At 60.4% G+C, this 19,763-nt stretch carries 18 protein-coding genes and 1 other RNA gene; 10 read left to right on the plus strand and 9 right to left on the minus strand.

The annotated features are described in order from the left end of the window. Nucleotides 1–352: 352 nt before the first annotated feature. On the minus strand, nucleotides 353–1,630 hold the full coding sequence (locus ACXMYO_RS03085; protein WP_457807780.1) for an acyltransferase family protein: 1,278 nt from the start codon (nucleotides 1,628–1,630) through the stop codon (nucleotides 353–355). Nucleotides 1,631–1,985: 355 nt separating this feature from the next. Here ACXMYO_RS03085 and gnd point away from each other — a divergent pair, with 355 nt between their 5' ends. Both gnd and ACXMYO_RS03095 read left to right on the plus strand, forming a co-directional pair. After that, nucleotides 1,986–2,981 (plus strand): phosphogluconate dehydrogenase (NAD(+)-dependent, decarboxylating), encoded by a 996-nt coding sequence (gnd, locus tag ACXMYO_RS03090; protein ID WP_438766705.1) that lies wholly within the window; start codon nucleotides 1,986–1,988, stop codon nucleotides 2,979–2,981. Between the two features lie 96 nt (nucleotides 2,982–3,077). Continuing rightward, nucleotides 3,078–4,259, plus strand: coding sequence for an NAD(P)/FAD-dependent oxidoreductase (locus ACXMYO_RS03095; protein WP_457807781.1), 1,182 nt, complete (start codon nucleotides 3,078–3,080; stop codon nucleotides 4,257–4,259). 46 nt (nucleotides 4,260–4,305) lie between these two features. Here the strand turns inward: ACXMYO_RS03095 and ACXMYO_RS03100 are convergent, their stop codons facing one another. The 4 genes from ACXMYO_RS03100 to ACXMYO_RS03115 form a co-directional block, all read right to left on the minus strand. After that, nucleotides 4,306–4,587 (minus strand): YqjK family protein, encoded by a 282-nt coding sequence (locus ACXMYO_RS03100; protein ID WP_457807782.1) that lies wholly within the window; start codon nucleotides 4,585–4,587, stop codon nucleotides 4,306–4,308. Further along, on the minus strand, nucleotides 4,574–4,999 hold the full coding sequence (locus ACXMYO_RS03105) for a phage holin family protein (protein ID WP_438766709.1): 426 nt from the start codon (nucleotides 4,997–4,999) through the stop codon (nucleotides 4,574–4,576). Before ACXMYO_RS03105 ends, ACXMYO_RS03100 begins: the two co-directional genes overlap by 14 nt. Further along, a complete protein-coding gene (locus ACXMYO_RS03110) occupies nucleotides 4,999–5,325 on the minus strand; it encodes a DUF883 family protein (protein WP_438766710.1) in 327 nt (108 codons plus the stop codon). Before ACXMYO_RS03110 ends, ACXMYO_RS03105 begins: the two co-directional genes overlap by 1 nt. Nucleotides 5,326–5,417: 92 nt before the next feature. Further along, entirely contained in the window at nucleotides 5,418–6,284 is an 867-nt protein-coding gene (locus ACXMYO_RS03115; protein WP_438768385.1) for a phospholipase A, read from the minus strand. A 309-nt stretch (nucleotides 6,285–6,593) separates the two neighbouring features. On the opposite strand from ACXMYO_RS03115, the gene mscK reads away from it, so the two are divergent. Continuing rightward, nucleotides 6,594–9,926 carry a mechanosensitive channel MscK gene (gene mscK / locus ACXMYO_RS03120; protein WP_457807783.1) on the plus strand — a complete coding sequence of 1,111 codons (3,333 nt, stop codon included), beginning with the start codon at nucleotides 6,594–6,596 and terminating at the stop codon, nucleotides 9,924–9,926. Between the two features lie 6 nt (nucleotides 9,927–9,932). Here mscK and ACXMYO_RS03125 read toward each other — a convergent pair whose 3' ends face one another. The 4 genes from ACXMYO_RS03125 to ACXMYO_RS03140 all read right to left on the minus strand — a co-directional run bounded on the left by ACXMYO_RS03125 (nucleotide 9,933) and on the right by ACXMYO_RS03140 (nucleotide 13,913). Further along, complete coding sequence (locus ACXMYO_RS03125) at nucleotides 9,933–10,694, minus strand: TlyA family RNA methyltransferase (RefSeq protein ID WP_457809465.1); 762 nt, start codon at nucleotides 10,692–10,694, stop codon at nucleotides 9,933–9,935. Between the two features lie 70 nt (nucleotides 10,695–10,764). Next, nucleotides 10,765–11,871, minus strand: coding sequence for an ABC transporter substrate-binding protein (locus ACXMYO_RS03130; RefSeq protein ID WP_457807784.1), 1,107 nt, complete (start codon nucleotides 11,869–11,871; stop codon nucleotides 10,765–10,767). Next, the gene (locus ACXMYO_RS03135) at nucleotides 11,868–13,241 is read right to left on the minus strand and encodes a sensor histidine kinase (protein WP_457807785.1); all 1,374 of its coding nucleotides are present in this window, start codon (nucleotides 13,239–13,241) and stop codon (nucleotides 11,868–11,870) included. Before ACXMYO_RS03135 ends, ACXMYO_RS03130 begins: the two co-directional genes overlap by 4 nt. A 3-nt stretch (nucleotides 13,242–13,244) precedes the next feature. Then, nucleotides 13,245–13,913, minus strand: a complete 669-nt coding sequence (locus tag ACXMYO_RS03140) for a response regulator transcription factor (RefSeq protein ID WP_457807786.1) — start codon at nucleotides 13,911–13,913, stop codon at nucleotides 13,245–13,247. A gap of 193 nt (nucleotides 13,914–14,106) precedes the next feature. Between ACXMYO_RS03140 and ffs the strand changes: the two genes are divergently transcribed. From ffs to ACXMYO_RS03175, 7 genes are all read left to right on the plus strand, one after another. Beyond that, an RNA gene (gene ffs, locus ACXMYO_RS03145) (signal recognition particle sRNA small type) lies at nucleotides 14,107–14,203 on the plus strand. A gap of 257 nt (nucleotides 14,204–14,460) precedes the next feature. Continuing rightward, the gene (gene dnaX / locus ACXMYO_RS03150; RefSeq protein WP_457807787.1) at nucleotides 14,461–16,662 is read left to right on the plus strand and encodes a DNA polymerase III subunit gamma/tau; all 2,202 of its coding nucleotides are present in this window, start codon (nucleotides 14,461–14,463) and stop codon (nucleotides 16,660–16,662) included. A gap of 50 nt (nucleotides 16,663–16,712) precedes the next feature. Continuing rightward, nucleotides 16,713–17,039, plus strand: a complete 327-nt coding sequence (locus ACXMYO_RS03155; protein ID WP_438766718.1) for a YbaB/EbfC family nucleoid-associated protein — start codon at nucleotides 16,713–16,715, stop codon at nucleotides 17,037–17,039. 14 nt (nucleotides 17,040–17,053) lie between these two features. Further along, nucleotides 17,054–17,665, plus strand: a complete 612-nt coding sequence (recR, locus tag ACXMYO_RS03160) for a recombination mediator RecR (RefSeq protein ID WP_457807788.1) — start codon at nucleotides 17,054–17,056, stop codon at nucleotides 17,663–17,665. Between the two features lie 127 nt (nucleotides 17,666–17,792). Continuing rightward, nucleotides 17,793–18,947 (plus strand): ribonuclease D, encoded by a 1,155-nt coding sequence (gene rnd / locus ACXMYO_RS03165; protein ID WP_457807789.1) that lies wholly within the window; start codon nucleotides 17,793–17,795, stop codon nucleotides 18,945–18,947. Between the two features lie 27 nt (nucleotides 18,948–18,974). Continuing rightward, nucleotides 18,975–19,289, plus strand: coding sequence for a YcgL domain-containing protein (locus ACXMYO_RS03170; protein ID WP_438766721.1), 315 nt, complete (start codon nucleotides 18,975–18,977; stop codon nucleotides 19,287–19,289). A gap of 21 nt (nucleotides 19,290–19,310) precedes the next feature. Next, a complete protein-coding gene (locus ACXMYO_RS03175) occupies nucleotides 19,311–19,760 on the plus strand; it encodes a YcgN family cysteine cluster protein (RefSeq protein WP_457807790.1) in 450 nt (149 codons plus the stop codon). Nucleotides 19,761–19,763: the final 3 nt, after the last annotated feature.

Genomic DNA, 19,763 nt, shown 5'->3' on the forward strand with positions numbered 1-19,763 from the left:
AACGCTTTGTGTGACCTTGACGTGTATCAAATATCGCTAAACAGGATGTCGGATACTTGTCCTCGGGCAGGACGCCTGGACGGTCACGGAAAACCTTCTGCACAGGGATGTGCCCGCTTTTGCATCTTTTCAAGCGGCTTTTGAGACAGAGGCAGACACGCTGTAAATTTCAGGCATAAAAAAAGGCCGGCTGCGAGGGTGCGTGGCCGGCCTGAAAATAACGTCGTGGTTGTTCACCACCAACGTGACTATATTGTTACATAATGTGTTGCTTTTGGTAACTAAAGTTTAGTTAGAGATCCCTGGTCTGTGTGCCTTGATCGATCCCGGTGATCCAGAGTGTTTATCCCGATCAGGCATGACCATGAAACATTCCGGGTCGACCGCGCTTGTTCTTGTTTTTGTCCAAAAGCCGTTCCTGAACGATCGTACGCGCTCTGTTGACCAGCTGTTCCTGGAAAAGCACGCAGACCACCACGACCCCTGCCAGAAAGAATGGATACATCCAGAGCTCCCTCGTTTGTTCGCCAGCCAGACTCAGCAGTGACGATACGGAAACAGGTGCCTGGGTGGTGAACATTTCGATGGCGCCAAGTATCAGCTTCTCGATCTTGGAAGAAATCATGTTGAGCGGGGTGTGCAGGGCGAAGATGGAAAGCGATGCCACGCCCAGCCGTGTAGCCACCTTTGCCTGAGCGGTATTGCTGTCGGGCTGAAACCAGGCGCACATCAGCACCAGCAGCAGCTGTGAGGGCAACAGCAGACCATTGTGAAGCAGGTAGTACCAGCCACCCCTGACTTCGGCATGTATCCAGGCGCTCAAGGCAAAGCAGCCCACAATGAAGCCCAGCGAAATCAGTGTGCCGCGCGCACTGAAAAGCGATGCCATCAGCAGCTTGTGACGCAGATAGATCTGGTGCAGCACAACGCCTGCCAGAAACTCCGGAAGACGAAGCAACGGATTCCGATGCATGATGCCATGTGCCACCACGTTGTCATTGGTCCCCGTCATGAACATGTAAAGCGCCGGCAGAGCGTAGATGAGACCGATGGCAACCAGTGCCAGCAGCGGGCGATGAATGCGCGCCAGAGCGGGCCCGATAAAGGGAAACACCAGATAAAAGAAAAACAGGGCCGAAAGCGACCAGGTTGCAAAGTTGAATGTGGTGTAAAACGGGCTCCACGCATGCATGAGGCTGACATGCAGCAGGATATTGCTTATAAAGCCGCCCATGCCAAGCATATGCGAGGCAATATTGCCGCCTTCTGCCCAGTCATTGGTATTGGGTGTCACCGTGATCTGCGTGATGCCACCGGCGTTGGCAACCACCAGCGGCAAAACAATGATCAGCGCCAGAATATGGATAGGGTAAAGCGAGGCGAAGCGTTTGATCCAGAAGCGCTTGTAGTCGAGATTACGGCCCTGGTTTCTGCCAATGTAGACGTGCGCCAACAAAAACCCGGACAGTACGAAGAAGGTGCTCGTGGAATAAAATCCCAGACTCATGCTGCTATAAATCCATTGTATGGCCTTGATGTCGCCATACTCCTTGAGGGTATGGAAAAGCACCAGATAGATCGCCAGTGCGAAACGCAACCAGTCAAGAGCAATAAATTTTTCCCGATGCATATAGCGAGCACTCCACTTTTGGGCTTGTGGTGACGGGTATGTCAGCAAGATTGTTACTTAATGATTGTTTAAGTCATACAACGTAACTTGTAGGTTTACGTTAACGGATAGCCTGCGCTTTATGAATGCCCGCTCTGTGCCATGGTGCGCGCCCGCATGGCCGCATTAAGACTCATATAAAAGCTCGAACACATCGGCATAGTGGCAAGGCGTTAAATAGTCGGTAGCTATCAGGATTTGTCTGGCGCAAGTTGTGGCGAGAGGCAGGAAACAGGCGCCTTTGTTAGACTCGTTATCACGACATTGACGTGGTCGGGCCTGACGGTCCGGCTCGCAAAGAGACGGGAGCGCGACAGTGAAACTAGGAATTATTGGTCTGGGCAGAATGGGCGGCAATATTACTCGCCGTCTGATGGACGCCGGTCACGAATGCGCCGTATTCGATACCAGCGATGAAGCACGAAACGCGCTTCAAAAGGATGGGGCCGAAAGTGCGGACTCCCTCAAGGCGCTGGTGGAAAAACTGCCCGCGCCGCGCAGCATCTGGTTGATGTTGCCGGCAGGAGAGATTACCGAGTCCACCATCAGTCAGCTGTCCGACCTGCTTGAGCCGGGTGATACATTGATCGAAGGCGGCAATGCCTTTTTCAAGGACGATGTGCGTCGCGCCCGTGAGCTCGGCGAAAAGGATCTTCACTACGTTGATGTTGGTGTTTCCGGCGGCGTATGGGGTCGTGAGCGCGGCTACTGCCTGATGATCGGTGGCGAAAAGGAGATCGTTGATCGACTTGATCCCATTTTCCAGACCCTGGCGCCGGGCACCGGTGATATCGACAAGACGCCCGGGCGCGAAGGCGAGCGTTTTGACGGCCGTGCCGAAGAAGGTTATCTGCACTGCGGTCCGGTCGGTTCCGGTCACTTTGTCAAAATGGTTCACAACGGTATCGAATACGGCATGATGCAGGCCTATGCCGAAGGCTTTGATATCCTCAAAAACCGTAATCTCGAGACCCTTCCCGAAGGCGAGCGCTATGAGCTTGACCTGGCGGATATCGCCGAGCTCTGGCGTCGCGGCAGCGTTATCTCCTCCTGGCTTCTGGATCTGACCTCGATCGCCCTGTCTGAAGATCATGAGCTGACGCAGTATAGTGGTGAGGTCAACGACTCCGGTGAAGGGCGCTGGACCATCGAGGCGGCCATTGAAGAGGCCGTGCCTGCCAATGTGCTGACCAGCGCCCTCTTTACGCGATTTCGTTCGCGCAGCGATAATACGTATGGCGAGAAGCTGCTGTCTGCCATGCGCCAGCAGTTTGGTGGTCATGTGGAAACACCCGTGCCACCCGCCGACTAGGGCTTTGACAGGTTCAGTGAACAGGGGCCGCTTTTGCGGCCCCTTTCTTTTTGATTGAAAGGCCCATGCAGTGTTTGATGAAGAGATGAAAAGCGAATGAATCACTGGGATGTAGTGGTCATCGGTGCCGGTGCCGCAGGCATGATGTGCGCCCTGCAGGCCGGTTATCGCGGCAAACGGGTCCTGTTGCTCGATCACGTCAAGCGCCCCGGCAAGAAGATCCTGATGTCGGGCGGCGGGCGATGCAATTTCACCAATATGGCGACGGCCCCCGGCCATTTTTTCTCGCGCAACCCGCACTTCACCATTTCGGCATTAAAGCGCTATACGCCGAATGATTTCGTGGAAATGGTCGAGCGTCACGGTATTGAGCCGATCGAAAAGGCGCCGGGTCAGCTTTTTTGTGACGATTCCAGCCAGCCGATCGTGGACATGCTTTTGACCGAATGTCAGTGGGCCGGGGTCGAGCTCAGGGTGTCGACATCCATCAACAGTGTGGATGCCGGAGATGAAGGTGTTGTGCTGTCGACCTCGACCGGCCGAGTGCTGGCGGACAAGCTGGTCATTGCCACCGGTGGACTCTCCATCCCGACGCTGGGCGCGACCGGCTTTGCCTATGACCTTGCTCGTCAGTACGGGCTTGATGTGATCACGCCTCGTCCGGCACTGGTGCCGCTGACGCTGGATATGCCCTGGAAGGAGCGCATGGCGGCGCTATCGGGGGTCTCTGCACCGACCATCGTGCGCTGCGGGGATGGGCGCTATCGTGATGCAACGCTGCTGACGCATCGTGGGCTTTCGGGGCCTGCTATTTTGCAGGCATCGAGTCACTGGCAGGGCGGTGAGACGGTTCACATCAACTGGTTGCCTGATGTGGATGATCTGGCTGCCACGCTCAAGGGGGTGCGTCAGGATGCGCCCAAAAGAACGCTTGGTGGCTGGCTGGGCGAGCATCTGCCAAAACGGCTGGCTCAGGCGCTGGAAGAGTGGCTGGGGCTGTCCGGCGTCATGGCGGACTACAGCAACCGGAAACTCGAAACGCTGTCGCAACAGATTGCGGACTTTACGATCAAACCGGCAGGCACCGAAGGGTGGCGAACGGCAGAAGTTACCATTGGGGGGATCGATACCCGTGCCATTTCATCGAAAAGTTTTGCGGTTCATGACCGGCCAAGACTGCACTTTATCGGTGAAGCTCTGGACGTTACGGGGCAGCTGGGCGGGTTCAACTTTCAGTGGGCGTGGGCATCGGGATATGCCTGTGCGCAGGCACTATAGAACCTGCGCACAGGGAAACGCTGTTGTTGCAACAACATGATCATGTCTAGCGACCGATCATCTTTCTGGCGCGCCGTGCCATCGTATAAACCACGACAGATCGCTTGAACAGTCGGCCGACTCGTCCCTTGTTGCGTGACAACAGGGTAACGAGAAGTCCTGAGCCAAGCAGAATGGGGCCCTTGTGACGAGTAATCTGCTGCCAGCCATGATCGATCGGGGCCGTTGCTTCGCGCCAGTCACGCACGGCGCTTGTGATCTGAAGGCGCTCCTGCATGATGCGCTGTTCAAAACGATGGCGCCGGGCTGCCAGTTCATCTTTCTTCATGGCGTTCTCCCACACGGGTGTGGTCGATACGAGTCTGATCCAGCAGTTCCTTGTCTTCGCTAAAGCGTGCAAGCGTTGAACGCAAAAGGCTTGGCTCACGCGAAATGGAGCGCACACGCAAGGCGACGAGAAGACCTGAAAGGATCAATACGCCGGCTGCAATGCCGATGGCCAGCAGGCGATGGTCCTGCCAGAAGGCCACAATGATCAGCAGCATCAGCATGCCGATGCCAAAGGCAAACAGCATCAGAGCGATGCCCGAGAGCAACAGCAGAGAAAAGAGCCTGGCGCGTTCTTCCTGAAGCTCTATAACGGCAAGACGCAGACGCGTCTCGCCGGTATCCAGAAGATTTCGTAGAAGACGCCGGGCGACCAGAATAATGCGTTCGGCCGGGCCGCTACCGGAAGACATCAGCTGCGACCGAGGATCAGGCCTACCACGACACCCAGTGCTGCGCCATAGCCGACACTTTTCCAGGGGTTGCTGCGCACGTATTCGTCAGCGCATTCCATGCTGTCCTGCGCCTGATGACGAACGCGTTCGCCACTGGCCGACAGTCGCTCACGAGTTTCCACGAGCTTGGCTTCTGCGCGTTCACGAAGGCGGGCCACGTTTTCACGAGAGTCGTCGGCAGTCGCGTGCATCAACTCCTCAATGGTGCTGGACAGTTGACGCAGATCCTCGCGCAGCTGCTCCTGGCTTTCGTTTTCATTACCCTTGATAGGCTTCATGGCCATGCTATGTCCCTCCGTTGACAATAAAGTTGCCTCATCATCATAGCAGCCTGGGCGTTGGCATCAACGTAAACATTATGTGTCGATTAACGCCGTTATATGGTGTCCGGGATACCCAGAAATGAGGTGTTAAGCGAAAAGCCGAGGCCGATCCGGCGATTATAGTGATTATAATCGATAAGACTTTCCCCATAGCCTTCGTAGTACTGTAAAAAGCCGCGAATCTTGCCATGCAACGGGAACGAGTAATCGATCTGATTGCCGTAATTGCCCTTGGCCGGATTGCCACGGGCAAGCCAGCTGATTTCATGCTGATTGCTGAAAAGATAACTTGTCGTAATGTCGGCATAGCCAACGTAATTTTCGATATCCGGATTGTCATCGTCGTTTGCGGATTCGGGAATGCGCCAGAAGGGCGCCACGGAAACGGTCCAGTTGCCCGTTTGCCAGATGCTATCGACATAGATGCGGTTCCAGCTGCGTGACAGCGGATCCGAGCGGCCGTTGGACTGATGGACCAGGCCGACACGATTGGCCGTATTGGTCCAGCTGCCAAGCGTTGTGCTGTTGTCGAAACTCATGAAAAGTTCCGGCTCATAATTGGTTTCGCGAAAAGGTGACGAGGCATCGCCATTGAAGGCCTGCCACCAGGAGCGCTGGGTGTAGGCAAAATAGAGATCGCCGTTATCACCAAAAACGTCGTCGATCAGTCCTACCTTGACGCTGAACTGGAACTTTACCTCGCCACGGTCAATATCGCTGTCTTCGGTAATTTCTCTGAAAGCATCGGCGTTGGGCCGGGCGTTATAGGTGTAGGGCATCAGGTAATTACGCTTGTATACCGTGATCGCGACCGGATTCATCGTCGCTTGGCGCTCGAGCGCTTCTCTTTCCTTGTCCCGTTGCATGGCGACGGTATCGGTATCGTTTTCTGCGGCACCGGCCAGCGCGCTGCCTGTCATGAGTCCCACGAGCAAAGACTTCACTACCAGACGTTGAACACAATGAGTCATATAGATCCATTCCAGAGGTGACAGACGTCGTGATGAGCTTATCATGGCGCCCTGAATTCGACATGTTTGATAACACCAGCGGCCCGGTCGAGATGGCCTTGATTATCGGCAGTGGCGGATAGTGTTTTAGTTATTTCCAGGTAGATCGATATTATGTCTACACCGGAAGTTCTAATCCAGAGATGTTCGTTCATGTGGGGTATGGCCAGCGTGGTAACACCCGTCAAGGCCTCGGCATACCGAGGCGTGTTGATTTTAATGGTATTGATTCTGTGGCTGGCAACGCCCTGGGCGATGGCCGGTGAGCAGGGGATGGCGTCTCGTCAGTCCATTGATGAGCAGATACAACAGCTCGAAGGCAATGACCCGCGCAGCGCGGCGGATCAGCAGGCGCTGGAGACGCTGAACAAAACGCTTGAAGCGCTTGAGGCGTTGGAAAACACGCAAAGGGAGCAGGCAGCCCTCGAAAATCGGGTCAATCAGGCCGACCGACAGCGGCGCCAGTATCAGAATCAGCTTCAGGGGCTGGAAAGTGACCAGTCGCTGGACAGTGAGGCGCTTGGCAACAGCTCGCTGGAACAGCTCGAGCAGCGACTGGGCAACATCTTCGAGGATCTCAAGCGCCAGCAGGAGCAGCTCAGCGAGGTCAACCGCGCCCTGATCAGCGCTCAGACCCTGCCGGAACGGGTGCAGGCCACCATCAGCGATGCCCGCCGCGAGCAGCAAAAGCTCAGCGATTCGATGGATTCCGGCGATGGCGATGCGCCGAGCAGCGAACGGCGCCAGCTCATCAATGTGCGTATGGCGCTGATGGATGCCCGGATCGAGCTGGGCCAGCGCCAGCTCGCCAACAGTACGATTTTGCGTGACGTCAATCAGATGCACCGCGAGCTTCTGGTGCGCCAGATCGATATCAACCAGAACGCGCTGCTGGTGCTGCAGGAAGCCATCAGTCAAAAGCGTCGGGATGCTTCCGAGCAGGCCATCGCCGAAGCTGCCCACATGGGGGATAACGACCGGATCAGCGACCCGGTGGTAGATGAAGCCCGTGCACAGAACCAGGCGCTGGCCCGGGAGCTTTTGCGCACCACGGATCGCGCCAATACGATGATTCGCGATGGCATCAACACCCGGGCCCGTCTTGAGCAGGTGCGTCAGGTCGAGCGCACGCTCAACGAGCAGATTCAGGCCCTGCGTGGCAGTCTTTTGCTGTCACGCGTGCTGCGCCAGCAGCGTGGATCACTGCCGAATGTCGAGAATCAGCGCAGTCTGCAGGAAGAAATCGGCGATCTGCGCCTGCGCCAGTTCGATATCGGCCAGTCGCGCCAGGCGCTGGCCAACCCGTCACGCTATATCGAGGATCAGCTTGAACGCGAAGAGCCTCTGTCGGCTCGAGCACATCAGGCGTTACTGCAGACACTGGAAATGCGCCGTGATCTGCTTGATCAGCTCGACCGGGAATACGGCAATCTGCTGAGCCGGGCGATCGATGTCCAGCTCAACCAGCAGCAGCTTCTGGACATCAGCCGCTCGGTACGTGACACCATCGAAGAGCAGCTGTTCTGGGTCGCCAACGGGCAGCCGCTGGGGCTGTCATGGCTGGCCGATCTCCCGGAGCGCCTCGGGGATCAGCTGCTGGGCGGAGAGTGGCTTCAGACGCTGGGGTCGCTGTGGGTACTGCCCTCGTCGCGGGCGCTGCTGGTGGTGCCGCTGTTGATCGTGGCCGGCCTGATGGCCTTTTTCCGAAGGCGTATCAAGGCCTATCTGCTGGAGCTGCATAACCAGATCGGTCGTCTCAAGCGCGACACGCAGCTGCACACCCCCCGGGCGATCGTGCTCAATCTGGTGCTGTCTTCAACGCTTCCCCTGATGCTTTTGACGGTGGGTCTTGCTCTGTGGCTGGGGGGAGAGGGCTTTGCCGTGTCGCTGGGGCGGGCGCTGCTGCAGCTGGCGCTGGCGCTGCAGGTCTTTGGTCTTATCCGGCGTCTGCTGGTGCCGGATGGCGTGGCGACCCGTCATTTCCACTGGCCGGCGCCCTACGTTGACCGGCTGCGACGCAATATTTTCTGGCTGGGCTGCAGCGTGGCGCCCGTCGTTGTGGTGGCAAGCATCGCCGAGCAGGCCGATAGCCGGCTGGCGGAACAGCCGCTGGCGCTGTTGATCATGCTGGTGGGACTGATGGGCATGAGCGTTTTCATGCTGCGTCTGATTCTTGCCCATGTGCCCTGGATGGGCGTGCGTCTTTTCCGGCTGCTGCTGGGTGTCACGCTTGCCATGGTGCCGCTGGCGCTGATCGGCATGATCCTCTTTGGCTACGAATATACGGCGCTGCGCCTTTGCGGGCGCTTTATTCTGACGCTTTATATTCTGGCGCTGTGGCTTCTGGTCGAGGCCAGTGTGGTCAGGGGACTGGCGGTCGCGGCAAGACGTCTGGCCTATCGACGCGCCGTGACGCGTCGTCGGGCCCAGGGGCGCGACAGCGCTGCAGAAAGCGGTGTGGAGGTGATCGAGGAGCCGCCGCTGGATATGGAGCAGGTCAATCAGCAGTCGCTGCGCCTGTCCAAGCTGATTCTGTTTTTGATCTTTATCAGCGTGTTGTATCTGGTCTGGGCCGATCTTCTGGGCGTGCTTTCCTATCTCGATAACGTCAGCATCGGTCAGATCGAGGAGGGCGATGCGGCCGGTGGCGCCGTCAACGTGGTCACGCTGGCCGATGTGCTGACGGCGCTTTTTATTCTTGGATTGATGATGATCATGGCGCGCAACCTGCCGGGGCTTTTGGAGGTCATGGTGCTCTCCCGGCTCAATCTCAAGCAGGGCAGCGCCTATGCGGTCACCTCGCTTTTGTCCTACACCATCGTCGGCAGCGGCATCGTGGCGGCGCTGGGCACGCTGGGCGTGACCTGGGACAAGCTTCAGTGGCTGGTGGCCGCCCTGTCCCTCGGTCTGGGTTTCGGGTTGCAGGAGATTTTTGCCAACTTCATTTCGGGTCTGATCATTTTGTTCGAACGGCCCATCCGTATTGGCGACACCATTACGCTGGGCAACCTGCACGGCACGGTCAGCCGGATTCGCATTCGTGCCACCACGGTCACGGATTTTGATCGCAAGGAGATCATCATCCCCAACAAGACCTTCGTTATCGATCAGCTGATCAACTGGTCGCTGAGTGACAACATCACGCGCGTGGTACTGACCTTCGGGGTGTCTCACGGCAGCGATCTTGACCTGGCCCATCGGATTTTGCGTCGCATTGCCGATGAGCACCCGAAGGTGCTGACAGATCCCGAGCCGCAGGTGTTCTGCATGGCCTACAGCCAGGACGCCTTCAACTTCGAGCTGCGAGTGTTCGTCAACGAGCTGATCGACCGGCTGGTGGTTACCGACGAGATCAACCGCCGGGTTGATGCCGAGTTTCGAACCAGCGGTCTGCGCGTGGCCTTTCAGCAGATGGATGTGTGGCTGCACAACGAAGAGGGCGAAAAGCGTCTCGTACAGCAGCGAGCAGTGCAGGACGGGCGTCCATCACCGCATGCCAGCAGCGCACACGACGGGGATCCGGGCGATGTTTCGCCCGGTGAGCTGCCCTGAGCGGAATCAGTCGTGGTGACGTATGGCGTGCATCAAAAACTCCCGATTGCCGTCGCCGCCGGTGATCGGGCTCTCGCCCCAGTATTGCAGGGTAAAGCCGGTCTGCTCGCAGCAGGCGCGCAGGCGGGTCTCGACCTGCGCATAGTGGCGCGCATCGCGCACGATGCCGCCGCTGCCGATCTGCTCCGGGGAGAGCTCGAACTGGGGCTTGACCAGACTGAGCAGATGCGCGCCTTCGGGTAACAACCGAGCCAGCTCCGGCACGATCAGCGTCTGGGAAATGAACGAAACGTCCATCACGGCGCCTGCCAGCCCTTCGGGCGCCAGCGCCATGATGTGCTCCATGGGCAGGCGACGCGCGTTGACGCCCTCCAGACACTGCACGCGGCGATCCTCACGCAGCAGCGGGTCCAGCTGGTCGTGACCCACCTCGATACCGATCACGCATGCGGCGCCGTGCTGGAGCAGGCAGTCGGTAAACCCGCCCGTTGACTGGCCCACGTCCAGCAGCGTGCGTCCTTCAAGTGTCACGTTCGTGGCGGCAAGCAGCGCCTCGAGCTTGAGTCCCGCGCGTGAGACGTAGCGCTCTTCGGGGTCTTCCACGACATGAAACCGGCTCTCTTCGGACAGTTTTTCGCCGGGGCGGGTCAGGGTGCGCGGCGGGCCCTCGCCGAGCAGTTGCACCCGGCCGTGGCGAATCAGGCGCTGGGCGCGCGTGCGTGAACGAACCAGCGCCTGGGCGACCAGCAGCTGATCGACACGTAACATCCTGCTCATGGTCATTCCTGCGATACAAGGGGTGGTGGGTCGTGCGCCGATGGCAGACCCTTTCAGACCTTTATTCTACCTCGCCTTCAACGGCCCGCGGGAGCGGAGCATCATTGGGGGCAAAGATTGTCTGCCAGCGATCCAGCAGCGCCTCATGCTTTAGCGGGTCGATCAGCGCCAGAAGCCCCGGCGTCAGTTGAATCGGCTCAAGCGATGTCTCGCCCCTGTCGGTGTTTTCGTGAGTCAGAAGCGGGCTGCCCAGCGGTGTCTGACTGGTCATGATCTGCTGCCCCTCGCTTGATGTGATAAAGGCCAGAAAGCGTCGAGCCGTCTCGGGATGCGGGGCGGTTTTGGGGATCAGTGCCAGTCGCTGCAGTGCCAGCGCGTAATCGGTAGGCACCTGCAGCACCAGCTCGGGGTGAGCCTCAACGGCGCGGCGAGCATAGGAGCCGATCAGGTTGTAGCCGATCAGATAGCGGCCCTCGATCAGGCCCTCAAGCATGTCTGCCGTGGCGTCCAGCAGCCGGGTATCCATCGCGCCCATGGCCTCGAACAGCGTCCACGCTTCCTGCGAGCGCGTGATATCCCGGGCCACCGCCATGAAGCCGGTCGGGCTTCGAGCAGGGTCGTAAGTAGCGACACGGCCTTTCAGGGCCGTGTGTTTCCCATTCAAAAGCGCCAGCAGGCTCGCATGATCCACCGGTGGTGGGGCAATGTCGGCAAGCTCACGGCGATAGACCATCACCAGTGGCTCAAGGGTCAGCCCGACCAGCTCATCGCGCCAGCGTGCATCCTGCGGCCAGTCAGGATTGATAACGCCGTTGCCCAGCGGCAGGGCCAGGCCGGCGTTGGCCAGCTGATACTGTTGCGCCATGGCCGAGGACATCAGCAGATCGACGTCGGCGGGCACCAGAGCAGGATCTCGCCGATCGCCGCGCGAGGCGTCGCGATAGTCCAGCGTGATCTGCGGATAGCGCCGGTGAAAGGCCTCGAGTACCGGTCGCAGAATATCGGTTTCCACCACGCCCTGAATGTTGAGACGCTCGCTGGTGCTGCCCGTCAAGTGAAGATGGCCCGGTGATAAGACCGGTCCGTTGTCGGCGCTGGCAGTTACAGCCAATGCCAGCAGTATCCCGGCCGATACGGCCTGTCGCAGGATGTTAAAAAGCCTCGTCATTGCCAGGGCGCTCCAGGCAGGTGCAGACCGATCATGAAATCACCGTCGACCGGATGATGCATGACGATCTGGCCGCCGTGAGCGCGGGCCACCCCATCGGCAATAGCCAGCCCCAGGCCGCTGCCGCTGCCCTGTTCCTCGCAGCGGTGAAACGGTCGCAGGGCATCCGTCTGAGCGGCAGTGCTGATGCCCGGACCATCGTCTTCGACATACAGCACCTGTGTAGCGGCATTGACCCCGACGGTGACCCGGCTGCGGGCGTAGCGCAGGGCATTGTCGATCAGATTGCCCAGAGCCTCTTCAATCTGCCAGTGGTCGGCCGCCACCGACAGGGCCGGGCAGGGGTCGGCAAGCCCCAGGTCGATGCCGGCGCTGTCGGCGGCGGGCAAAAAGCGGATCAGCGATTCGCGGGCCAGCGTGTCCAGCGCCACCGGTAACCGCGTCACGGGTGCCTGCGGAGAATAAAGACGGGTCAGCGACAGCAGCTGTTCAGCCAGGCGGGTCGCGCGACGTGTGCCGGTCTGTATTTCCTGCAGTGCCTGATGCCAGTGATTGGTGTCATCACTTCGAAGCGCCAGTTCGGCACTGGCTGCAATACCGGCCAGCGGCGTGCGCAGCTGGTGGGAGGCGTCACCGATAAAGCGCTGTTCGTGAGCGCGCACCTGACGCTGCCGGGCCAGCAGGGCGTTGAGGGCCGCGAGGAGTTCTTCCAGCTCGCGCGGCACGGCCACATCGATCGGGGAGAGGTCATGCGCCGAACGGGCCTTGAGCCGTGTGCGCAGCGCGTTCAGCGGGCTCAGGGCCAGACGCAGCGTTATCAACAGCCCGGCCAGTGCCAGCACCACAATGCCGGCCAGTCGCAGGCTGCTGTCGCGGAAAAGCTGCCGGGTCATGGCGCGTCGCGCCTCCAGCGTATGGGCCACCAGCAGGGTATAGGGTTCGCGGTGCTGCCAGCCGGTCAGCCGGGCGCCCAGGGCGCCGACGCGCAGCGACAGGCCATCGAGACTGGCGGGCCCGGCTTCGAAGGTGCCCGGCGGTGGCAGAGGCGCCATCAGCGTCGCAAGATCGGCATTGCCGCTGACGCGGTGACCTGCTTGATCGACAAGGGCATAAAAGACGCGCTCGTCGCCGTGCGGGGCCAGCATGTTCAGTGCCGAGGCGGGCACATCAAACCACAGCCGGTCGTCGCGCCAGCTCACATGATCGCTCATGACCTGTGCTGCCGAGGCAAGCAGGCGATCATTGGCGCGGTCGGCACTGCGCTGTGCGCTGTGCCAGGACTGAAGCAGCAGCAAAACGCAGGTAAACAGCAGCAGCAGGGAGAGCCCGCCCAGCAGACGACGATGAAGACCAGGAGCACAGGGCGTCATGGCTCAGCGTCGTTCCAGACGATAGCCCAGGCCGCGCACGGTACGAATGCGAAGGTCGCTGCCCTCAAGGCGTCGGCGCAGGCGATGTACGTACACCTCCAGGGCGTTGTCACGCAGGGTGTCATCCCCGCCAAAGGCCTCGAGCATCAGATCAGCGCGACTGATGACCCGCTCGCCATGACGCAACAGGCAGGCCAGCAGGCGCTGCTCTCTCGTGGGCAGTGCCAGCGGGGTGCGGCCAAGTTCGAGACGCTGACTCGGCACGTGCAGCGTCAGCGGGCCCAGCTCGATGGTGTCGGCCGCTGCCGGGCGCGCGCGGCGTAAAAGGGCGCGCACCCGAGCTTCGAACTCGCTGAGCGAGAAGGGTTTGGTCAGGTAATCATCGCCACCCAGATCCAACCCCGCTACGCGATCCTCGACCGAGGCGCGGGCGGTGAGAATCAGCACGGGCGTATGCGTATCGTGCCGGCGCAGCGTGGTCAGCACATCAAGGCCGCTGCGATGGGGCAGGTTCAGATCCAGAATCACCAGGTCGAGCTTTCGGGGCGTGGTCAGATAATCGCAGGCGTGATCACCGCGTGTGATGACCTCAAGCCTATCGTCATGGTCACGCAGCAGGGTTTCAAGAGTCTGTGCCAACAGCACGTCATCCTCGATGAGCAGTAGCGCCATGAAGGCTCCGCAGCGACAAAATGCAAAAAAGGGCAGTCTACCCTGGACGGTTGGTATATCACGACTGTGCTGTTTGCGTATCGACATCGCTTGCGATGGGGATGACCCGCTGATACCATGCGCGCTCGGTTGATCGGGGGGCTGGCCAGCGGCCGGCAGACAACATGCCCTGATATCCGGTGATGGTGACCCTCGATGGTCCTCTCGCAACGCGATATCGCGAACCCCGCCAGGCCCGGAAGGGAGCAACGGTAGTGATGGATGCGTGTGCCGGGATGTGGCTGTTGAGGGTCGCCACCCTTTCCTGAAGTGATTCTCCTCGTAGTACCCTTTTCCGATAACGGTCGCCTGACCGGTAAATCGCATCCGTTTGTATCTCACGTCGCGTCCGAACAATATCGTCTCGCAGGGTCCGTGCCCTGATCGGTGGCAGGGATTGATTGGCGCGTGTGCGTCCAGTCGATAGAATGAGCGCTCTGGCCATCCGATCGACGACCCTTTCCATGTGTCGACACTCCACCGCTTTGATTACAGGCTATAGCGCTGCATGAGCTATCAGGTACTGGCCCGCAAATGGCGGCCGCGCACATTTCACGAGCTGATAGGGCAGGAGCATGTCAGCCGGGCGCTGGTCAATGCCCTTGACCAGGGACGACTGCATCATGCCTATCTGTTTACCGGCACGCGGGGAGTGGGCAAGACCACGCTGGCTCGTATCCTGGCCAAGTGCCTGAACTGTGAAACCGGCGTCACCTCACTGCCGTGCGGGCAGTGTCGAACCTGTCAGGACATCGATCAGGGGCGATTCGTCGACCTGATCGAGGTGGATGCGGCCTCGCGTACCCGCGTCGAGGATACCCGCGAGCTGCTTGATAACGTCCAGTATGCGCCCACCCAGGGGCGCTACAAGGTGTACCTCATCGACGAGGTGCACATGCTGTCAACGCACAGCTTCAATGCGCTGTTGAAAACGCTGGAAGAGCCGCCCCCGCACGTACGTTTTCTGCTGGCGACCACCGACCCGCAAAAGCTGCCCGTTACGGTACTGTCGCGCTGTCTGCAGTTCGCCCTCAAGCGCATGACGCCCGAGCGCATTGTTGATCATCTCGATCATGTGCTCACCCAGGAGCAGACTGCCTTTGATACCGCGGCGCTCTGGCTTTTAGGGCGCGCCGCCGATGGTTCCATGCGCGATGCCATGTCGCTGACCGATCAGGCCATTGCCTTTGGGCACGGGGAAGTGCGCGAACACGACGTCATCGCGATGCTCGGCACGCTCGATCATCGCCAGATTCTGGCGCTGGCCGAGTCACTGGCCGGGGGCGACGCCGCCGATGTGCTGGCACGCGTGGCCCAGCTGGCCGAACAGGGGCCGGACTTTGCCGGCGTGCTGGATGCCCTGTGCGGGGTCTTCCACCGTCTGGCCATCGCGCAGATGGTGCCGGCAGCGCTTGATAATGCCCAGGGGGATCGCGAGGCGCTGGTCGCACTCGCCGCACACTTCACCCCCGAAGATGTGCAGCTTTACTACCAGATCGCGCTTAACGGGCGCGGCGACATGGACAACGCGCCGGAGCAGCGAACGGCGCTGGAGATGACGCTGCTGCGCATGCTCGCTTTCCGGCCGCAGGGCGCACCGGCACCGGAGCACAAGCCACTACCGATTCAGGGTGCCGCGTCGTCGACGCCATCACCGGCCGGTCATGAAAGCACATCATCTCCGGCGCCTGCCGATAACGTGTCCGCGTCGGATGGCGCACAGGCGCAGGTGCCGGAACAAGGCGCACAGGCGCCGGAACGAAGCGAACCGGTCGTGGCACCGACCACGGCGGCACCTGCCGAACCGCCACACCCTATGGAGCCTTCGACGGCCCCCGAGCCGGCGCCGCCCTGGAACGACGATGACGCGGCGGTCTCGCTCCCCGATGCGGCAGAGAGCGCCGCCTACAGCGAGGCATTAAGCGAAGAGGCCGGCGACACCGCGCCACCCGATACCGTTCAGCCCACGGTCACCCCGGACGTGCCGGAAGTCACGGACACGCATCAGGCGCTTTTTGATGCCGAGCCCGTCCACAAGGCACCGCCGCCGGACGAACAAGCCGGGGATGATGAACACGACGATGCACTCGACGAGTACATGAATGAGGCGGTCGGCGATCACGCTGGCGGTCAGACCCGGGCGCTGGAGGCCATGGTGGATGGGCTCGCCGGCGAATCCTCACCGGAGGCTTCTTCTCCCGATGCGTCCTTGTCGGAAACGGCGCAGGCACCAACGGCCAGCAATGAAGCGCCGTCAGGCAACGGCCACGCCCTGCCGGTCGAGGCCGATCACACGCCGATTCACAATGCGCGCTGGCTCGAGCTTTTTCCCGGTCTGGGACTTTCCGGCATGACGGGTAACCTGGTGGCCAACTGCGTTGTACACCATGATGACGGTGAGCAACTCGGCATGTGGCTGCATCATTCACAAAGTGCCATGAACGCAGAAGTGCACCGCGAGCGTCTTGAGAAGGCCCTGATGGCGCATGGCCTGCCTCGCCGGGTGTCCATCGAGGTGGGGGAAATCGATGAGCACATCGAAACCCCGGCACGACGCCGCGCCCGGCTCGAGAAGGCGCGATTGCAGCGTGCCATTGAAGCCTTGCGTGATGACCCGCATATTCAGTCCCTGCAGGACGTTTTCGGTGCGCGTCTGCTGGAGCGCAGCGTGACCTCGTTCGAGCAGGACGACGCCAGTGGCGGTAGCTGAGCGCAGCTATCGATAACGCTTTGACTTAACGACTTTCGAGGACGGCAATCATGATGAAAGGCGGCATGGGCAACCTGATGAAGCAGGCTCAGGAAATGCAGGACAAGATGCAAAAGGTGCAGGAAGAAATTGCTGACACCGAAGTGCATGGCGAATCCGGCGCCGGCATGGTCAAGGTCACCATGAACGGTCGTCACGATGTCACATCGATTGAACTCGACCCGGCCATCATGCAGGAAGAGAAGGAATTTCTCGAAGACCTGCTGGCAGCTGCGGTCAACGATGCCGTGCGCAAGGTGGAAGTCAACTCGCGCACCAAAATGGAAGAAGTCACGGAAGGCATGAACCTGCCACCCGGCTTCAAGATGCCGTTCTAGGATACGCGCAATTCATGGCGACATTTTCACCGCTGATCGATCGTTTGCTCGAAACGCTGCGGGTGCTGCCGGGCGTAGGCCCCCGCACGGCGCAGCGCATGGCCTTTCATCTGCTGGAGCGTGACCGCGAAGGCGGACGCCGGCTGGCAGAGGTGCTGGGCGAGGCGCTTGAAAGAGTAGGGTACTGCGAGTGCTGTCGTAACCTGACGGAAAGCCGGCTTTGCAGCATCTGCGAGGACACCCGCCGTGATGATCGCAACCTGTGTGTGGTGGAATCGCCGGCGGATCTTTTGGCCATCGAGGAGGCCGGCGGCTTTCACGGACGCTATTTCGTGCTGCATGGCCATCTCTCGCCCATCGATGGCGTGGGTCCGGGCGATCTGGGACTCGATCAGCTTGAAGCGCTGGTGCATCAGCGACAGACCGAAGAGATGATCCTCGCCACCAATCCTACCGTGGAAGGCGAGGCGACCGCGCACTATATCGCCGAGCAACTGCGGGCGCAGGGGGTGCGCTGTTCGCGTCTGGCCTACGGCGTGCCCATGGGCGGTGAGCTCGAATACGTGGATGGCGGGACGCTGTCGCGTGCGTTCATGGGGCGCCAGCCCTTTGGCGAGCAGGGCTAGCGATCGATGTCATGACAGGCGTTCGTCCGGGAGCGTATCTCATGAATGCGACAAGCCGCTGTGCGGCTTGTTTTACTTTATTCCCTGTCGAACTCCGTGTCGGCAGGCGGCCGTAGACAAAATGACCATGCCCACTGATGTAATCTGGCACTTTATCGATACCGAAGAGGCGCTCGAGCGCGCCTGTGCCGATCTCGCGACCTGCGAGGTGATCGGTGTGGATACCGAGTTCATGCGTGAGACCACCTTCTATCCGGTACCGGCACTGATTCAGCTGGGAAGTGCCGATGTGGTCTACCTGATCGACCCGACCGTGGTGGCGCCTACCGCGTCGCTGCGTGCCCTGCTGGGCGATGACGGACCGCTGAAGATACTGCACGCCTGCAGCGAAGACATGGAGATCTTCACGCTCTGGGTGGGGGACGTCCCCTCGCCGGTCGTGGATACCCAGCTGGCGCATGCGCTGGTGGGGGAGGAGAGCTCCATCAGCTACCAGCGACTGGTGGAGCGCTGGGTAGACCAGCATGTCCCCAAGGGCGAGACCCGCTCCAACTGGCTCCAGCGTCCGCTGAGTGAGGAACAGTGCCGCTATGCAGCGCTGGATGTGGTCTGGCTGCCCCTGATCTGGCAGCGACAGCAGGATCGTCTTCGTGAGCAAAATCGTCTTGAGTGGCTGCTTGAAGACTGTCACGCCCTGGTGGCGGCAGCGCGGGGTGTGCGTGATGACGAGCGCTGGTATCTGCGACATCGCAACGCCTGGCGGCTGACGCCTCGTCAGCTGGCAGCGTTTCAGCGGCTGTGTGTCTGGCGCGAACGCGCCGTGCGCGAGCGCAATCTGCCGCGCAACTGGCTGGCAAGCGATGCCACGCTCATGGAGGTTGCCTCGGCGCTGCCGGCCAATCGCTATGAGCTTTCCCGCGTCGATGGCATCAAGCCCGCCCTGATCAAGCGCGAGGGCGATGCGATGCTGGCCCTGATTCAGGAAGCGACGTTGCTGGAGGAGCAGGCGCTGCCTACCGGTCTGCCTTCTCCTGTCAGTGATGCCTACAAAAAGCGCATGAAGACACTGAAGGCAGCAGTCAACGAGCGCGCCGTCGCGCTGTCACTGCCTTCTGAAGTGCTCGTGACACGCCGTGAGCTGGAGCGCTGGATCAGTGCCGACCTGCAGCGCACTGACTGGCCCCTGATCAAGGGGTGGCGCGGTGAGGTCCTTAACGATGCGCTGATAGCGGCGCTTTCAGGCAATACCCGCGCTCCGGGTTCTACCCGCGATGCGCATTGAAACGTCCACGCGTTTGCGGAGAACACCATGACCCCGACACCGCTTTTGTGTCAGATCTACAAGAGTGCGCGCCACGAAGAGATGTTTCTCTATGTGGATCGCACACGCGGGCTGGATGTGGTGCCTCAGGAGCTGCTGACAGGCTTTGGCCCACCCGTGTCGATCATGATGATGATCATGACGCCGGAGCGAACGCTTGCCCGGGTTGATACGGCGCGGGTCATCGAGGCCCTCAAGGAGAAGGGCTACTATCTGCAGATGCCCCCCGGCGGGGATGCACGGTCACGTGACCTTGCCTTTGACGTCGGCGCCAGCGCTGACGACCAGGGGCAGGTGTCCTGAAAAATATCTCGGGAGTACGGTATGCGTGAGCGCTTTTGGGAGCGATTGTCGCTTGAGGAGCTGACGTCTGATGAATGGGAAGCCCTTTGCGATGGCTGCGGCCAGTGCTGTCTGGTTCGGCTCGAGGACGAAGAAAACCAGGAGATCGTGACGCTGTCGGTCGCCTGCCGCCTTTTCGATACCCGGGCCTGTCGCTGCAGTGACTATGAGCATCGTTTCGACAAGGTGCCTGACTGTCTGCAGCTCACGCCAGCGCGTGCACGTGCGTTTCACTGGCTGCCCGAGACCTGCGGCTATCGACGTCTGGCGCAGGGCAAGCCGCTGCCCGAATGGCATCCGCTGCGCAGCGGTGACCCGGCCGGCGCTCGCCGTGCCGGGGTCAGCATGCACGGTATGGCGGTCAGCGAGGCGAGGGTGCCGGACAGGGACTATGAGGACTACATCATTGCCGTGATGCCCTGCCGGTCGTAACGG

It is taken from the genome of Kushneria sp. EE4 (genome assembly GCF_977968315.1).

Coding starts and splice junctions, on each gene's coding strand:
- ACXMYO_RS03085 (WP_457807780.1), bottom strand. CDS start 1,630: ATGCATCGGGAAAAATTTATTGCTCTTGACTGGTTGCGTTTCGCACTG.
- ACXMYO_RS03095 (WP_457807781.1), top strand. CDS start 3,078: ATGAATCACTGGGATGTAGTGGTCATCGGTGCCGGTGCCGCAGGCATG.
- ACXMYO_RS03100 (WP_457807782.1), bottom strand. CDS start 4,587: ATGAAGAAAGATGAACTGGCAGCCCGGCGCCATCGTTTTGAACAGCGC.
- ACXMYO_RS03105 (WP_438766709.1), bottom strand. CDS start 4,999: ATGTCTTCCGGTAGCGGCCCGGCCGAACGCATTATTCTGGTCGCCCGG.
- ACXMYO_RS03110 (WP_438766710.1), bottom strand. CDS start 5,325: ATGGCCATGAAGCCTATCAAGGGTAATGAAAACGAAAGCCAGGAGCAG.
- ACXMYO_RS03115 (WP_438768385.1), bottom strand. CDS start 6,284: ATGACAGGCAGCGCGCTGGCCGGTGCCGCAGAAAACGATACCGATACC.
- mscK (WP_457807783.1), top strand. CDS start 6,594: ATGGTATTGATTCTGTGGCTGGCAACGCCCTGGGCGATGGCCGGTGAG.
- ACXMYO_RS03125 (WP_457809465.1), bottom strand. CDS start 10,694: ATGTTACGTGTCGATCAGCTGCTGGTCGCCCAGGCGCTGGTTCGTTCA.
- ACXMYO_RS03130 (WP_457807784.1), bottom strand. CDS start 11,871: ATGACGAGGCTTTTTAACATCCTGCGACAGGCCGTATCGGCCGGGATA.
- ACXMYO_RS03135 (WP_457807785.1), bottom strand. CDS start 13,241: ATGACGCCCTGTGCTCCTGGTCTTCATCGTCGTCTGCTGGGCGGGCTC.
- ACXMYO_RS03140 (WP_457807786.1), bottom strand. CDS start 13,913: ATGGCGCTACTGCTCATCGAGGATGACGTGCTGTTGGCACAGACTCTT.
- dnaX (WP_457807787.1), top strand. CDS start 14,461: ATGAGCTATCAGGTACTGGCCCGCAAATGGCGGCCGCGCACATTTCAC.
- ACXMYO_RS03155 (WP_438766718.1), top strand. CDS start 16,713: ATGATGAAAGGCGGCATGGGCAACCTGATGAAGCAGGCTCAGGAAATG.
- recR (WP_457807788.1), top strand. CDS start 17,054: ATGGCGACATTTTCACCGCTGATCGATCGTTTGCTCGAAACGCTGCGG.
- rnd (WP_457807789.1), top strand. CDS start 17,793: ATGCCCACTGATGTAATCTGGCACTTTATCGATACCGAAGAGGCGCTC.
- ACXMYO_RS03170 (WP_438766721.1), top strand. CDS start 18,975: ATGACCCCGACACCGCTTTTGTGTCAGATCTACAAGAGTGCGCGCCAC.
- ACXMYO_RS03175 (WP_457807790.1), top strand. CDS start 19,311: ATGCGTGAGCGCTTTTGGGAGCGATTGTCGCTTGAGGAGCTGACGTCT.